The 14952-nt window shown below is 71.3% G+C and carries 14 protein-coding genes; 2 read left to right on the forward strand and 12 right to left on the reverse strand.

Annotated elements, in window-relative coordinates:
* Window positions 1-149: 149 nt before the first annotated feature.
* From ACIBF5_RS23665 to ACIBF5_RS23695, 7 genes are all read right to left on the reverse strand, one after another.
* A complete protein-coding gene (locus tag ACIBF5_RS23665) occupies window positions 150-977 on the reverse strand; it encodes a shikimate dehydrogenase (protein WP_396815044.1) in 828 nt (275 codons plus the stop codon).
* The gene (gene mltG, locus ACIBF5_RS23670; RefSeq protein ID WP_396815045.1) at window positions 974-2179 is read right to left on the reverse strand and encodes an endolytic transglycosylase MltG; all 1206 of its coding nucleotides are present in this window, start codon (window positions 2177-2179) and stop codon (window positions 974-976) included. Before mltG ends, ACIBF5_RS23665 begins: the two co-directional genes overlap by 4 nt.
* Window positions 2176-2637 (reverse strand): Holliday junction resolvase RuvX, encoded by a 462-nt coding sequence (gene ruvX, locus ACIBF5_RS23675; RefSeq protein WP_396815046.1) that lies wholly within the window; start codon window positions 2635-2637, stop codon window positions 2176-2178. The genes mltG and ruvX overlap by 4 nt, the downstream gene beginning before the upstream one ends.
* 86 nt (window positions 2638-2723) lie before the next feature.
* Window positions 2724-5408, reverse strand: a complete 2685-nt coding sequence (alaS, locus tag ACIBF5_RS23680; RefSeq protein ID WP_396815047.1) for an alanine--tRNA ligase — start codon at window positions 5406-5408, stop codon at window positions 2724-2726.
* Complete coding sequence (locus tag ACIBF5_RS23685) at window positions 5405-5710, reverse strand: hypothetical protein (protein ID WP_396815048.1); 306 nt, start codon at window positions 5708-5710, stop codon at window positions 5405-5407. The genes alaS and ACIBF5_RS23685 overlap by 4 nt, the downstream gene beginning before the upstream one ends.
* A gap of 42 nt (window positions 5711-5752) precedes the next feature.
* Complete coding sequence (locus tag ACIBF5_RS23690) at window positions 5753-6220, reverse strand: DUF948 domain-containing protein (RefSeq protein ID WP_121159787.1); 468 nt, start codon at window positions 6218-6220, stop codon at window positions 5753-5755.
* 155 nt (window positions 6221-6375) lie between these two features.
* Window positions 6376-7029, reverse strand: a complete 654-nt coding sequence (locus ACIBF5_RS23695; RefSeq protein WP_396815123.1) for a hypothetical protein — start codon at window positions 7027-7029, stop codon at window positions 6376-6378.
* A 1941-nt stretch (window positions 7030-8970) separates the two neighbouring features.
* On the opposite strand from ACIBF5_RS23695, the gene ACIBF5_RS23700 reads away from it, so the two are divergent.
* Window positions 8971-9360: a hypothetical protein gene (locus ACIBF5_RS23700; RefSeq protein ID WP_396815049.1), complete on the forward strand. Its 390-nt coding sequence runs from the start codon at window positions 8971-8973 to the stop codon at window positions 9358-9360.
* A gap of 62 nt (window positions 9361-9422) precedes the next feature.
* Here ACIBF5_RS23700 and ACIBF5_RS23705 read toward each other — a convergent pair whose 3' ends face one another.
* Together ACIBF5_RS23705 and ACIBF5_RS23710 are read right to left on the reverse strand one after the other, a co-directional pair.
* Window positions 9423-10979 carry a replication-associated recombination protein A gene (locus tag ACIBF5_RS23705; protein WP_396815050.1) on the reverse strand — a complete coding sequence of 519 codons (1557 nt, stop codon included), beginning with the start codon at window positions 10977-10979 and terminating at the stop codon, window positions 9423-9425.
* Window positions 10980-11054: 75 nt separating this feature from the next.
* Window positions 11055-11258, reverse strand: coding sequence for a hypothetical protein (locus ACIBF5_RS23710; RefSeq protein ID WP_396815051.1), 204 nt, complete (start codon window positions 11256-11258; stop codon window positions 11055-11057).
* Between the two features lie 107 nt (window positions 11259-11365).
* On the opposite strand from ACIBF5_RS23710, the gene ACIBF5_RS23715 reads away from it, so the two are divergent.
* Complete coding sequence (locus ACIBF5_RS23715) at window positions 11366-12139, forward strand: GNAT family N-acetyltransferase (protein ID WP_396815052.1); 774 nt, start codon at window positions 11366-11368, stop codon at window positions 12137-12139.
* Here ACIBF5_RS23715 and ACIBF5_RS23720 read toward each other — a convergent pair.
* The 3 genes from ACIBF5_RS23720 to ACIBF5_RS23730 all read right to left on the reverse strand — a co-directional run bounded on the left by ACIBF5_RS23720 (window position 12049) and on the right by ACIBF5_RS23730 (window position 14947).
* On the reverse strand, window positions 12049-13398 hold the full coding sequence (locus tag ACIBF5_RS23720) for an MFS transporter (RefSeq protein WP_396815053.1): 1350 nt from the start codon (window positions 13396-13398) through the stop codon (window positions 12049-12051). The two genes, ACIBF5_RS23715 and ACIBF5_RS23720, sit on opposite strands and share 91 nt — an antisense overlap.
* On the reverse strand, window positions 13398-13994 hold the full coding sequence (locus ACIBF5_RS23725; RefSeq protein ID WP_396815054.1) for a winged helix-turn-helix domain-containing protein: 597 nt from the start codon (window positions 13992-13994) through the stop codon (window positions 13398-13400). Before ACIBF5_RS23725 ends, ACIBF5_RS23720 begins: the two co-directional genes overlap by 1 nt.
* A gap of 131 nt (window positions 13995-14125) precedes the next feature.
* Window positions 14126-14947, reverse strand: a complete 822-nt coding sequence (locus tag ACIBF5_RS23730) for an SDR family oxidoreductase (protein WP_396815055.1) — start codon at window positions 14945-14947, stop codon at window positions 14126-14128.
* Window positions 14948-14952: the final 5 nt, after the last annotated feature.

Below are 14952 nucleotides of genomic sequence, written 5' to 3' on the forward strand. Positions count from 1 at the left end.
AGTCACCGAACCCTAGGAGAGCACGCACGCTTGGTCAAGATCTTTTCACGCTGGGAAACCGTGGGGTACCTGCACCGGAACGACAGACCCACGCAGACGCACCGCCGAACCGAACCCACGAATTCAGGGCGGGGGCAGTTTCGCAGGAATCAAGCTGTGCGGGCGCTGCGCAACGCGTCGCGCATCGCCGACACCGGTGCCGGTACGCCGGTGAACTGCTCGAACTGGCCGACCGCCTGGGCCAGCAGCAGATCGAGCCCGGAGACGATCCGGCAGCCGGCTGCCTCTGCGGCGGCGGCCAGCGGGGTCGGCCAGGGATCGTAGAGCGCGTCGAAGAGAACCGTCGACGGCGCCCAGGTGACCTGCCCGGCGAGCGGGTCGGCGACGCCCTTCGGCACGGTGGAGATCACCACGTCCGCGCTGGCATGCTCCGCTGCCCCGGCCCAGGCACCGGGCACCAGCGCGACACCGAGTGTGCGGGCCACCGGCAGCAGTTCGTCGACCGCCTCCGGCCGCCGGGCGACCACGGTCACCCGCTTCGCGTCGAGCTGGGCCGCCGCCGCCAGCGCCGCCCGAGCGGTGCCACCGGCGCCGAGCACGGTGACGGTGGCACCCGCCGACACCCCCGCCGCCCGGAGCACGGTCACCATGCCGGGGACGTCGGTGTTGTCGGCGTACCAGGAGCCGTCGGGGCGGCGTACCAGGGTGTTGGCGGCACCGACGGCGGCGGCGACCGGCGAGACCTCGCCGGCCACCGCGAGCGCCACCTCTTTCAACGGCATGGTCAGCGACAGCCCGGCCCACTCGGCGCCGAGGCCGGCCACCAGGTTCGGTAGCTCGGCCTCGGCGCACTCGATCGCCGTGTACGACCAGCCGGTCAGCCCCGCCGCCGCGTAACCCGCGTTGTGGATCACCGGGGAGAGCGAGTGCCCGATCGGCTTACCGAGCACCGCCGCCCTGCGTGCGGACTCCGTCAAGAGATGATGCCGGCCTCTCGCGACTTGTCCATGTTCTTCTCATGCTCCGCGTAGGTCTCGGCGAATTCCGAGTGTCCCTGCTTGTCGATCGCGACGAAGAAGTACCAGCCGCCCTTCGGCGGGTCCATCGCCCCCTGCAGCGCGAGCTTGCCCGGGTTGTTGATGGGCGTGGGGATGAAGCCCTTGAGCTTGCGGTTGTACGGGTTCTTCGGGTCGTCCATCTCCGCCGCGGTCATCTGATCCGACGTCTTGGTCGGCTTGCCCTGGACCTCGAGCCAGTAGTTGACCGTCACGTCCATCTCGAAGCACTCGCACGGCACCTCGGCATTGGGCTTGAACAGCCGGTTGTAGGCGACCCGGGAAACCTTGCCGAGATCGTCGGGGTTACCCGCCTCGGCCTGCGCCAGCGAGGCCACGATCAACGCCTCGTACGGGCTGATGTCACCGAGCTTCTCCGGCACCGTGTCGGCGAACTTGATCTGCCCGGTGACGGTGAGGAAGCCCTGGACCATTTCTTCGAGAATGCCTTCTGCTGTCGCATTCGGCGGCAGGTCGTAGGTGTCCGGGAAGAGGAAGCCCTCGATCGACGGGGTGACCTTCTTGTTGTCGCTGCGCTTGAACCACCAGTCCGGGACGCCGAGCTTGAGCGGGTCCTTCGCCGCCGCTTCGAAGTCCGCGACGGGAATCTTCGTCGCATCCGAGATGATCTTGTAGACCTGCTTGGCGCTCCGACCCTCCGGAATGGTGATCTTGTTCGTCACCTTGCTCTTGGGGTCGAGCAACATGCTCAGCGCGGACTCCGCCGACATTCCCTTGCGCACCTGGTAGAAGCCGGGCTGGATCTTCGTGGCGGCCTCGTTGCCGTCCGCGGCATTGACGAACGCCTTGCCGCTCTTGACCACACCGGCGCTGAGCAGGGTGTTACCAACGTCGGCGAGATACTCGCCTTCCTTGATCTCGATCATCACCTGTTCGGTGCCGGTGCCTTCGTAGTCCGGGGCGCCGAAAAGGCCCTGGACCCGGTCGAAGCCGTACCAGGCACCGCCGCCGAGCACCCCGAGCAGAACAAAGGTGAGCAGCAGGGCGACAACCGTCTTGCCCCGGCCGCCCTTGCCTTTCCGCTTCGGATCGCGCGTGCCACCGCGCCGGTGCTGTCCCTTCTCCGTCCGCTCGTCGAACGCGAGCTCCAAGTCGTCGATCATCTGGTCCGCCTCCGCTGCGCGTCTAGCCAGCTCTGCAGGATCTCCACCGCGGCCGCCTGATCGACCACGGCTCGTTGACGCTTTCCCCTGACGCCCCGCTCGGACAGCCTACGGGTAGCCACCACCGTCGACATCCTCTCGTCGGTGAAGGTCACCGGAACGGGGGCAATCACGTCGGCCAGTCGGGCCGCGTACGTCTTGGTGTGAATTGCGGCAGGGCCGTGCACACCGGCGAGGTTCACCGGAAGACCGACCACCACCTCGACACTTCGGTGCAGCTCGACGAGGCGCGCGAGTTCCGCGATGTCCGACGGAACCACCTCGTCATCCGTGGTGAGATCACGGGCCAGGGTGACCAACGGGGTCGCGAGAATGGCGTCGGGGTCACAGACCGCCACGCCTACCCGCACCTTCCCGACGTCGACGCCGAGTCGTACTCCGGGCGAAAAATGCCCCATACCGATTGACCTCCCCTCGCTGCAAACGGAAGGCAGACCGCCGCGGTTCAGAATCTGACCACGACGATCTGCCTCCGTGCAATCCATCACGCCTCGGCGATTGCCTTTTCCACGGTCCCGAGAAGCGTAGGTGCCTGCTCGGCCGGCACGCCACCACCCTGGGCGAGGTCGGCATTGCCGCCACCGCGACCGGAGAGCGCCGCCTTGACCAGGTCACCCGCGGCCAGTCCCCGACCCTTCGCCGCCGCGTTGATCGCCACCACCAACGACGCCTTGCCACCGGAGCGGGCGGTCACCGCGACCACCGCCGGACGGGCCGCGTCGATCTTGCCACGGATCTCCTGGGCCAGGGTGCGTACGTCGTTGCCGGCCGCACCCTCCGGTGCCTCGATGCCGACGTAGGCCACCCCGCGCACGTCACGGGCCCCGGCCGCGAACGCGGCGGCCCCACCGAGCACCATCTGCGCGCGGAGCTTCTCCAGCTCCTTCTCCGCGTCCCGAAGCTGGGACACCGTCTGCTCGACCCGTTCGGCCACCTGGTCGTTCGGCACCCGGTAGAGATCGGCCAACCGGGAGACGAGCAGGTGCTCCTTGGCCAGGAACTGGAACGCGTCGATGCCGACGAGGGCCTCGACCCGGCGTACGCCGGAGCCGATCGACGACTCGGAGAGGATCTTCACCAGGCCGAGCTGACCGGAGCGGGAGACGTGCGTACCGCCGCAGAGTTCGCGGGCGTAGTCACCGACCTCGACCACCCGGACCTCGTCGCCGTACTTCTCGCCGAAGAGCGCCATCGCGCCGAGCCGCCGCGCCTCCTCCTGCGAGGTGATGAACGCGTGCACCTCCAGGTCGCCCAGGAGCACCTCGTTGACCTGCTGCTCCACGTCGGCGAGGACGCTCGGCGACACCCCGGTCGGGGTGTTGAAGTCGAACCGCAGCCGCCCCGGCGCGTTGAGCGAACCCGCCTGGGTCGCCGACTCCCCGAGGAAGTGCCGCATGGTCTGGTGCACCAGGTGGGTCGCGGTGTGCGAACGGGAGATCGCCTTGCGGCGGGTCACGTCGATCTCGGCCATGCCAGCCTCGCCGGTGCGCACCTCGCCCCGGAGCACCCGGGCCCGGTGCACGATCAGGCCCGGCACCGGCTGCTGCACGTCGAGAACCTCGAGCTGGCCCCCGCCGACGGTGATCAGCCCCAGGTCGGGCTGCTGGCCACCGCCCTCGGCGTAGAACGGGGTGGTGTCGAGCACCAACTCGACGGTCTCTCCCTCGCCCGCCACCTCGACCGGGGTGCCGCCCCCGCCGAGCAGTGCCCGGACCTTGGACTCGCGGCTGACCTCGGTGTATCCGGTGAAGGTGACCGGGCCGCCCTGGTCGAGTACGCCCCGGTAGGCGGAGAGGTCGACGTGTCCGGTCTTACGCGCCTGCGCGTCGGCCTTGGCCCGGGAACGCTGGTCGGCCATCAGCCGACGGAAGCCCTCCTCGTCGACCTTCAGCCCCTGCTCCCCCGCGATCTCCAGAGTCAGATCGATCGGGAACCCGTACGTGTCGTGCAACTGGAACGCCCGCTCACCCGTCAACGCCGGCTTACCCGCCGCCTTCGACTCCGCGATCGCCGTGTCCAGGATCGTGGTGCCCGCCCGCAGAGTGGACAGGAACGCGTCCTCCTCCGCGTACGCGTACTGCGAAATCCGCTCGAAGTCACTGGCCAACTCCGGGTACGACGGCGACATGCAGTCCCGAGCCACCGGCAACAACTCCGGCAACGCCCGCTCCTGCCACCCGAGCAGCCGCACCGCCCGAATCGCCCGCCGCATGATCCGGCGCAACACGTAACCGCGACCCTCGTTCGACGGGGTCACCCCGTCACCGATCAACATCAACGCGGTCCGGACGTGGTCGGCGACCACCCGCAGCCGTACGTCATCCGGGTGCGACTCGCTCGCCGCGTGCCCCGAGTGGGCGCCGTACCGCTTACCGGTCAACTCCGCCGCCCGGTCCAGAATCGGCCGCACCTCGTCGATCTCGTACAGGTTGTCCACACCCTGCAGGATCGACGCCATCCGCTCCAGACCCATGCCGGTGTCGATGTTCTGCGCCGGCAGGTCCCCCAGAATCGGGAAATCCGCCTTACCCGTCCCCGGACCCCGCTCGAACTGCATGAACACGAGGTTCCAGAACTCCATGTACCGGTCCTCGTCGACCTCCGGACCACCCTCGGCGCCGAACTCCGGCCCCCGGTCGTAGAAGATCTCCGAACACGGCCCACACGGACCCGGAATGCCCATCGACCAGAAGTTGTCCTTCTTGCCCCGCCGGACGATCCGCTCCACCGGCACACCGATCTGCCGGTGCCACAGGTCGAACGCCTCGTCGTCGTCGAGATACACCGTCGGCCAGATCCGCTCCGGGTCCAACCCGAAACCACCGTCCGCCTGAGACTTCGTGACCAGATCCCAGGCCAGGCTGATCGCACCCGACTTGAAATAGTCACCGAACGAGAAGTTCCCGTTCATCTGAAAGAACGTGCCATGCCGACTGGTCTTACCGACCTCGTCGATGTCCGGCGTACGGATGCACTTCTGCACCGACACCGCCCGCGGATACGGCGCCGCCTGCTGCCCCAGGAAAAACGGCACGAACTGCACCATGCCCGCGTTCACGAACAACAGGTTCGGATCGTTGATGGCCGGCAGCGGAGCGGACGGCACCACGGTATGGCCATTCGCCTCAAAGTGCGCCAGATACCGCCGCTTGATCTCCGCCGTTTTCATCGGGAGCCATCCTCCGGGAAAATCTCGTGATCGCCGATCCGCGGGTCCCCGCGCAGCTCGGCGAATTGGTCGTCGAACGTCTCGCCTGCGGCGAACGCCTCGTGAATCTGCTGCTCACGCTCGGCCATTCCGGCCCGAACGTCGTCGATGAAACTACGGAACGATTCGACCGCGCCGCCGGCCGACTCCGTCAGCGACGTGGCGATGCCGCCCGGTGTGTACGACTGAGCGGTTTGGGTCACCTTTCGGACGACCAGCGCACCGACGGCAAGCCCGATGCCCAGCCAGAGCAAACGCCTCATGGCCCTATCCTCTCTCCCCGGTCCGGCGGTACCGGAACCAGGTCAGCGGCCCTCGCCGCGCTTGGCCGCCCGGCGCTGCTGCTTGAGCGTTGCCCGTACCTCGCGGTCCTCCTCGGCGTTGCGTCGGGCAGCCGCCGCCTTACGTACGCCGTAGCCGAAGGCGGCGACCTTGACCAGCGGGTTCGCCGCCGCGGCGGAGACGACGGTGGCGAGGTTGGCGACGTTCGCGGTGACGTTCTGCGCGTGGCCGGTCATGGTATCGATCTTGGCAAGCTGGATGTTGACGCCGTCCAGCGAGGTGTGCACCTGGGTCAGCGCGACGTTCACGTTCTCGATCGTGGCGTTCGCGTTGCCGAGCAGGGGCGCCGTACGGTCGTTCAGGTCGTTGATCGCCCTGGTCGCGGCGTCGACCGTGTGCCGCAGTCGCAGGATGGGCACGACCAGCGCACCCACCAGTAGCAGGAACGCCGCCGCAGAGACGAGCGCGGCGATCTGTCCAAGGGAATACACCCGTGTTCTCCTCTACCGAACCGTTTTAGCGGACCGTCTCGTCAGACGCGGCCCCATCGAACGGGCCGCACCAGCAGCAAACAAAGCGGCACCGGATACGTAACGGCGCACTCCGTACCAACAGGCAGACCCTACCGTCCGTGACGAATCCCGTCTCACGACGGTGGGGCGGTCAGGTCGGCGAGCGGATCGTCGGTAATGATCGGATCAGGGTCCTCGCCGGTGAGCGAGGGATCTGTACTCGGCTGGGGCTTGATCCGATCGTCGTCGATCGCATTCCGTACCTTGATCGAGACCACCGCTCCCTCGCACCTCGGCGGCTCTCCGCCGGGAGAGGCGGGCGCCTCCTCCTCACCGGCCGGCGGCTCCACCGTCGGACGGGCGTCAAGCGGATCGGTCTGGCAGGTTGGTGGGCGGACCCAGAGGTCGAGGGTCAACTCGTCGCGCCGCCAGCAGGTGTAGTGCCCCTCGACCGGCTGCTCCGGGCAGGGCGTGACCTGCCAACTCTTCCAACCGTCAGCGGTGAGCGCCTCCTGGTACGCCTTCGCCGTCTCGTCCGCCCCCTGCTCGGACTCGACGGTCCGTTCCCGGAACCGGCACTCGATCAGGCACCACCGGCTGCCGTACACGTCGTCCTCGACCTGCGCCGCGGCCCACTGCGGTACGGCGAGCGCGTCGAGCGCGCTGAAAACCGGGTCGCGGGTGGCCGCCCGGATGCCGAAATAGAGCGGAAGCGCACCGAGCACCAGCAGCGTGGCCAGGACCAGGGCGATCACCTTGAGGCGGCGCTTCTCCCGCATCTGCCGCATGATCTCGGACCGGGGCGTGCGGATCTCGCCGGTCCCGGTCGTCGCGGGCCCGTCGAGCGCATGGTCGTCCCCGACCGGGCCGTCGGGAAGCGAACCCCCACCGGGTACGGCAGCGGATCGGACGACCGCCGCGGTCCCCGGGGCGACGGTCGCCTTCGCCACGGCTGGCGGGGTGGCTCCGCCCACAGGGTGTCCGCCGGTCTGGTTCGGCCCGCCCGTCTGGGGCGGGGCCGGCTGGTTCGGTCCGGTCATCGGACGCGGTCCTGGCTGGTTCGGTCCGCCCATCCGCTGCTGACCCGGCTGGTTCGGCCCGCCCATCCGCTGCTGACCCGGCTGGTTCGGTCCGCCCATCGAACTCGGCCCGCCCATCGAACGCGGACCCGCCGCATCCGGTCCCGCCGGACGCGGCCCACCGGCCATGTTCAATCCACCAGCCGGATTCGGTCCGCCCACCGTGTTCGGTCCGGCGACCGTGTTCGGTCCGCCCACCATGTTCGGTCCGCCCACCGTGTTCGGTGCGGCGACCGACGCCGATCCGGCGACCGGAACAGAGGCAGCACCTCGGCCCGCCGGTGTGGCGCCCGGGTCACGCATCGGTGGACCGGCGGGTGGCATCGGACCAGTAGGCATTCCACCGGCGGGCGGCTTCGGGGCAGCGGACGCTCCACCGGCAGGCGACATCGGACCGGTGGGCATTCCACCGGCGGGCAGCCGTGGACCGGGGCCCGTGGGGCGCGCGGGCGGTGCTCCCGGACCGGATTGCGGGGCGAACGTCGGGACCGCTCGGGCGGCCACGTGTCCACTCCGGTCTGCCTGCTCGGCGACCGGTGGGACGGCAGCGCCCCGGGCGGGGACGGATCCTGGTGGCGGAGCAACCGCACCCGGGCCGCCGGGGGTTCCCGACCGGCCGGCACCACGCGGGTCACCAGTGCCGTCACCCCGGTCCGGCCCGGGGCCGGACGGCCCGACCGGGTGACCCGGCACGTAACCGGGGCCGGGTGGACCGGGCTGGGGTCGGCCGCCGACCGGCGGGGCGTCGGCCGGGGCCGAGCGACGTGGCCGCAGTTCCGGGCCGGCGGGAGCAGTTCCCGGGCCACCGGGCGGAGCACCGGGCATGGGAGCGGCGCCGCCCGGGGCACCTGTCGGACGTACGGTCCGTTCGCCACGGGTGGGCCGCCGGATCCAGTCGGCGGGGCGGGCCGGACGGTTGCCCCCCGTCGCCTGCTCCGATGCGTCCGGCGGACGGACCGCCGCCGCACCGGAGACCCCGCTCGGGGGCAGTGAGGGCGTGTTACGCGAGTCTGTGGGTTCCGGCATCGCCCGGCCGCGTGGATCCGTCGCGTCGGCGGCCCTGTGCCCACGCGCCTCGGCGCTCCTGCGCCCGCGAGGCTCGTCCGGGTCGGCGCTCCGCCGCCCACGCGCCTCGGTGTCGTCCCGGGACGGGCCGTACCTGCTGTCGGGTGCCGGGCCGGTCGGGTCGACGGCCGGTTGGCCGGATCGTCCGAGGGCGGGGCCGCCCGGGACCGGTGGCGTGGCGATCGCGCTGCGCCGCCCCGTGGGCGGCTCCTCGACACGGGGATCGACCGGTCGCCGGGACGCGTCGACCGGCGCCGCACCATGCCTCGGCTGTGGTTCACGCCCGTCGGGTGGCGCCGGCGGGCCGCTGTGGCGTCCCGCCTGACCAGGGTCGACGGGTAGCTCCGGCCGGCGGAAGCCGTCGGTGTCCCCGGGCCGGCTCTCCCCGTGTCGTCCGGGAGGCGGCGCCGAGCGCTGGTCCGGCAATTGCCGGTCGAACGGCGGCGGGACCCATCCGGCGGCGGTCGCCGGCGGTTCGGCTGGCGAAGCGGCGCGTCGGCCCGGACGCTCGCCCGCCGGGGCGACGCCCTCGGGTTCCGTCGATCGCGACCGCCGGGACGGCCCGGCCGGGTCGTGCTCCTCTGCTTGACGGACCTCGGGCGGCACGGGCGTACCCGCCACCGGGCGTTCGACCCGCGCGGAGGCGGTGCCGGTCAGCGGGTGTCCGACCGGGGGGACCACGGCGGCACGGCGTACCGGTGGTGCGGCGTCGGCGGCAGCGGGATCGACACCCTCGGCCGGGCCGAGACCGCCGGCCGGGCCAACACCGCCGGCCGGGTCGAGACCACGGCCGCCCCGACCCGCGTCGCGGCCACCGGGCGCTGGTCCGCCCGGGCCAGCGTCGGCACCGCCCGGACCCAGATCGGACTGCTGCTGCTTGGCCGTACGGAGGTCGGCGATCCAGCCGAGCTCCTCGCCGCTGACCTCCGGCTCCTCGGGCACGCTCTCGGACTTGCCCCGGCCCCAACGACGTAGCAGGGATCGAGGTTCCCGTTGCTCCTCAGTGCCGTCCTCGGGCAGGTCGGAACCGCGCGATTTCACTGGTGATCCTCCCCGGCAGGCACGCTGCCGTCGTCGTCCGCCGCCCGGTCCCGCCCGGTGCCGGTGCTGGTGGCCGTGCTCGCGCTGGCGGCCAGGTTCGTGCCGGCGCCCGCGCTGGTGGTCGTGTTCGTGGTGCTGCTGCCGGCACCCCCGCCGTTCTTCGTGGCAGGCGGGGCGGGCGTACCCCGGACGATGCCGCGCAGCAGCGGGAGCCGGGTGGCGACGGCCCGCTCCGCGCCGTGCCCGGTGGGCCGGTAGTAGTCGACCCCGACCAGGTCGTCCGGGGCGTACTGCTGGGTGACGACGCCGCGCTGGTCGTCGTGCGGGTAGCGGTAGCCGGTGCCGTGTCCGAGGCCACGCGAGCCCGCGTAGTGGGCGTCGCGCAGCGCCCGGGGAACCGAGCCGCCGCGTCCGGCCCGGACGTCGCCGCTTGCGGCACCGATCGCCGTGGTGACCGAGTTGGACTTCGGTGCGGTCGCCATGTGGATGACCGCCTGGGCCAGGTTGAGCTGCACCTCGGGCAGGCCGACGTACTCGACGGCGTGCGCGGCGGCGGTGGCCACGCTCAACGCGGTCGGGTCGGCCATGCCGATGTCCTCGCTGGCGAAGATGACGATCCGCCGGGCGATGAACCGGGCGTCCTCGCCGGCCACCAGCATCCGGGCCAGCCAGTGCAGCGCGGCGTCGACGTCCGAACCCCGCATGCTCTTGATGAAGGCGCTGGTCACGTCGTAGTGGGCGTCGCCGTCCCGGTCGTAGCGGACCGCCGCCACGTCGACCGCCTGCTCGGCGGTGGCGAGGTCGATCTCGGTGCCACCGAGGGCGGAGGCCGAACCGGCGGCTGCTTCGAGCGCGGTCAGCGCCTTGCGTACGTCGCCGCCGGCGAGGCGTACGAGATGGTCCTCGGCGTCCGGCGCGAGGGTGAGTGCCCCGCCGAGCCCGCGCTGGTCGGTCATCGCCCGGCGTAGCAACTGGCGTACGGCCGTGTCGTCCAGGGGTTGCAGGGTGAGCAGTACGCAACGCGAAAGCAGCGGCGAAATGACCGAGAAGTACGGGTTCTCGGTGGTCGCCGCGAGCAGCGTGACCGTCCGGTCCTCCACCGCGGCGAGCAGTGAGTCCTGCTGCGTCTTGCTGAACCGGTGCACCTCGTCGATGAAGAGCACGGTCGGCCGGCCACCGCTGCGCCGCTCGCGCCGAGCGGTCTCGATCACCGCCCGGACGTCCTTGACACCGGCGGAGAGCGCCGACATCGCCACGAACCGTCGCTCGGTGGCACCGGCGACCAGGTGGGCGATGGTGGTCTTGCCGCTGCCCGGTGGCCCCCAGAGGATCACCGACATCGGCGTCGTCCCGGTCACCAGTTGGCGCAGTGGCGCCCCCGGCGCGAGCAGGTGGTCCTGGCCGATCAGTTCGTCGAGGCTCGCCGGGCGCATCCGGACCGGCAGCGGCGCGTCCGCGCCGGGTGCGGTGAAGCCATCGGAGGTGCCCGATCCCATGGACGCGGAGCGCGCCCCACCGTCACCGGTGAGGGAGAACAGACCGTCGGGCTCCATCACGAAGACATTACCGGCCCGGTCCCGGACGCTCGAAATGCGCCGATCCCGGGCCGGTTCGCGTCCGTCGACGGCTCAGCCGCGACCGGGCCGCCGACCGCGCCAGCGCCCGCCGCCGCCGGGCGCCCGCCCGACCCCGGCCAGGTAGAGCGAGAGGCAGAGCAGGCCGATCAGCAGCAGCGTGTTCCAGTTGAACAGGTCCGGCGCACCAAGATCGGAATCGAAGAGGTCGAGCAGGAGCGCGAAGCCGAACACACCGGCGGCGATGTAGGCGAACATGTCGGTCCTCCGAGGGGGGTGGGGGTGGGTCGACCTGGCAATACCCCGCCGTCGCGCGCGTCAATCTCCATCGTGGAACCGGGGCCGGCAGGGCTAGAGTTGCCTTCATGATCACGAGAGCGACCCTGGTCAGGGGGCGGGCGGCGATCCTCGCCGCCGCCGGCGACCACCCCTACGCGCGGCTGTTCGCCGGGCGGGACGACGAGCTGAGCGGCTACCTGCTCGACGACGCCACGATCTGGACCGGACCCGGCCCGCACGGACTCACCGGGTACGCGAGCGGCGACGCCGGACAGGTCGCCCGACTCGCCGCCGACCTGCTCTCCGCCGGAGCCCTCGGCGACCTGCGCTGGCTGCACCTGCCCCGGCTCGACGCCGAGGTGCTGGAGACGTACCTGACGGTGACGCACCGGGACGACTGGGATTTCCGCTGGACGGTCACCCCGCCACCGGTCCAACCCGGCGAGGAACGGGTGGAGCGCCTCACCGAAGTCGACCACGACGCGATCACCGAACTCGTCGACAGCTCCTTTCCGACCAGCACCACCCGTCCGGGCGACCCCCGGGTCCGCGCCTGGTACGGCATCCGCTCGGGTGACCGGGTGCTGGCGGCTGGGGCGGACCGGGGCCGGGGCGGCACCGGCTTCCTGGCCGGGATCGCCGTCGCGGTCGACGCCCGGGGCCAGGGGCTGGGTGCCGCGCTCACCGCCGCGATGACCCGTCGCCTGCTCGACGAGGCCGAGGAGGTGACCCTCGGCGTACTCACGGACAATTTCGGCGCGATCCGGCTCTACGAGCGGCTGGGGTTCGCCGGTGCGTTGCCGCGTACCTCGGTGGCACTGGCTCCCTCGGCGCTTCTCGGCGCGGGCACCAGCGCCTGATCCGCTGCCGGCGCTGCGGCCACCGGTCGCCGGCCGGCCCGCCACGCGGGTAGGTAGAGCGGCGCGGCGACGGCCAGCACGACCGCACCGACCAGCATCGCCATGCTGACCGAGGTGGCACCGGCCACCCCGGTCAGCACCACCCCGCCGAGCGCCCCGGCGGGCTGGGCGACCATCGAGTTCAGCGAGAGCACGCTGGTCCGGTAGGGGCCGTCGACCTGCCGGTGCAGCAGCCCCATGTGCAGCGGGTTCGAGGCACCGTGCACCAGATAGCAGGCGAGGTACGCGGCGATCACCCCGATCGGCCCGGCCAGCAGCCCCATGCCGACCACCGTCGCGCCCTGGAGGATTCGCAGCAGTGCGGCGGTGGGGGCGACCCCGAGCCGCCGGGCGACCATCGGGGCGAGCGCGGCACCCCCTGCGGAGGCGAGCCAGGCGACCGAGCCGGCGGGGCCGAGCAGTGCCGCCGCCCGGTCCGGATCGCCGATCACCTCGGAGAGCCGGACCGGCAGCAGGGTCTCGAAGGTGGTCATGCCGAAGCCCCAGAAGAGTTCGACCGCGACCAGGGCGAGCAGGATCCGGGACCGGCGCAGCAGCCCGAACGCGCCGCCGATCGCGACCGGCACCCCGCGCAGCGAGTCGCGTAGCGCGGTGACGCCGCGTGCCGGGCGAACCTCCGGCAGGAGCAGGACCAGGGCGATCAGCCCGACGACCTGGAGTGCGAGGGCAACCAGCACCGGTACGGTCATCGCGCTGATCCCGCCGATGGGGCCGAGCGCGACCAGGCCACCGCTGATCAACGCTCCCGCCCCGATCGCCACGCCGACAACCGCGCCACCGCCGCCGAGCCCTCGTTCCAGGTCGGCGTCGGGGTCGGCGGCCAGCATCGCGTCGACGTACCAGGATTCGAGGGGCCCGCTGTCCAGCGCCCGGAAGAAGCCCTGCAACACGAAGACGAGCAGGAGCAGGGTGACCGTGTCGGCGAAGGTGAGCAGGGTGAGCGAGGCGAGGTTGAGCAGGCTGGCCACGATCAGGACCGGTTTGCGGCCGATCGCGTCCGCCAGCCCGCCGGTCGGCAACTCCATGACCAGGACGACCAGCCCCTGCGCCGCCGCGACCAGCCCGACCTGCGGCAGGGTGAGGCCCCGTTCGAGCAGCAGCAGGGCGAAGATCGGGATCAGCAGACCGGTCGGGAGCCAGCGCAGGCCGAGCAGGACCAGGTAGCGCAGTCGTGCCTGGCGGACGGTCAACGTGGGCATCAGGACTCTCCCATCCACGGGAAGGCGGTCAGGTAGATCAGCACCTGCTCGGCACCGGGATCGGCCGGCACGGACTCGCGCCGGTAGCGCTTGACCACCTGCCAGATCTCCTCGGTGAGCTGGCGGAGGCGGTCCGGCGGCAGGGTGACAACGGCGTCGTTGAACGCGGCAGCGCCGCGCCACGCGGCCGGGTAGTCGTGCTGGGCGCCGATCCACCGTTCGGCCTGCTCGCTGAAGAGTCGGAGTTGTTCACGTTGGATCCAGTCCGAGGCGGCACTGGCGTCGGGGTCGCCGTCGAAGTCGGTGGACTGCCACTGGCTGACCTCGTGCACCGCCCGCCACCAGCGCTGCCGGCCGGTGCCCCGCTCCGGGTCCTCGGCGACGAGACCGACCTCGGCGAGTTGACGCAGGTGGTAGCTGGTGGCCCCGGTGTTCGTGTCGAGCGCCTGGGCCAGGGCGGTCGCGGTCGCCGGGCCCCCGATTCGCAATGCGCCGAGCAGCCGTGATCGCAGCGGGTGCGCGAGGGTGCGAATCTGCCGGCTGTCCAGCTTGACGACACGGGGATCGGGCGTCACGCCCGGTTGCTCTCGCTCCACACATGCACAATAACTGTGCACAGATCTTATGCACAAGAGTTGTGCATAAGATCTGTGCACCGGTGACACGCGGCTCCGGGCGGTGGCCGGGAGAGCAGGATCAGGAGCGGTCGGAAGGAGAGGGGCCAGATTCAGGCGGCGAGCAGTTCGCGTACGCCGCGCAGCCGGATCTTGAGCAGGCCCTCGGCTCGGGAGCTGTCCAGTCGCAACTCGCCCGGCCGGGTCAGACCGGTGGACGAGATCGTGGTCTCGGCGAGCCGGTCCGGGTCGAACCCGTACCGCCGGGCGACCAGCCGACCCAGGTCGGCACGGCTCACCGCGTCCGGGCCGGCGACGTTGAGCAGGCCGGCGTAGTCCGAGTCGACCAGTTCCAGCACCGCCGACGCCAGGTCGGTCACGTCGACCGGGCAGCGGATCTCGTCGCTGAACAGGCGTACCCCCGAGGCGGGGTCGAGCGCGTCGAGGCAGAGTTGGATCTGCTTACTGCGCTCGTCGCCGACGATCAGCGACGTACGCACCAGCACCGCCGCCGGGGCGACCAGGCGTACGGCAGTCTCGGCCGCCGCCTTCGCCGCGCCGTACGGGTACACCGGAGTGGGCGCCTCGTCGTCGCCGTACGGCTGCGGCCGGCCGGCGTGCAGTGCGTCGCTGGAGAGGTGCACCAATCGAGCACCGACCTCCACCGCCGACCGGGCCAGATACCCGGCCCCGTCCGCGCAGAGCGCCCAGTCCCCGTAGACGTAGGCGGTGTTCACCACCGCATCCGGACGTACCCGCCGCACCAGGGCGTCCACCGCCGCCGGATCGCGCGCGTCCAACGGCTGCCAGTCGACGCCGTCGACCTCGGCGGGCGCCCGGTGGTAGGTGCCGACGACCCGGGTGCCAGCGGTCACCGCCCGACGGCACAGTTCGCCGCCGAGGTGACCGCTGGCACCGACGATGAGCAGGATCACCGCGC

The organism is Micromonospora sp. NPDC050417, from assembly GCF_044458865.1.
Lineage (GTDB): Bacteria > Actinomycetota > Actinomycetes > Mycobacteriales > Micromonosporaceae > Micromonospora_G.

Excerpts from the sequence above, each read along its gene's own strand:
- mltG (WP_396815045.1), bottom strand. The coding sequence starts at position 2,179 with ATGATCGACGACTTGGAGCTCGCGTTCGACGAGCGGACGGAGAAGGGA.
- ruvX (WP_396815046.1), bottom strand. The coding sequence starts at position 2,637 with ATGGGGCATTTTTCGCCCGGAGTACGACTCGGCGTCGACGTCGGGAAG.
- alaS (WP_396815047.1), bottom strand. The coding sequence starts at position 5,408 with ATGAAAACGGCGGAGATCAAGCGGCGGTATCTGGCGCACTTTGAGGCG.
- ACIBF5_RS23685 (WP_396815048.1), bottom strand. The coding sequence starts at position 5,710 with ATGAGGCGTTTGCTCTGGCTGGGCATCGGGCTTGCCGTCGGTGCGCTG.
- ACIBF5_RS23695 (WP_396815123.1), bottom strand. The coding sequence starts at position 7,029 with ATGCGGCAGATGCGGGAGAAGCGCCGCCTCAAGGTGATCGCCCTGGTC.
- ACIBF5_RS23705 (WP_396815050.1), bottom strand. The coding sequence starts at position 10,979 with ATGGAGCCCGACGGTCTGTTCTCCCTCACCGGTGACGGTGGGGCGCGC.
- ACIBF5_RS23710 (WP_396815051.1), bottom strand. The coding sequence starts at position 11,258 with ATGTTCGCCTACATCGCCGCCGGTGTGTTCGGCTTCGCGCTCCTGCTC.
- ACIBF5_RS23715 (WP_396815052.1), top strand. The coding sequence starts at position 11,366 with ATGATCACGAGAGCGACCCTGGTCAGGGGGCGGGCGGCGATCCTCGCC.
- ACIBF5_RS23720 (WP_396815053.1), bottom strand. The coding sequence starts at position 13,398 with ATGCCCACGTTGACCGTCCGCCAGGCACGACTGCGCTACCTGGTCCTG.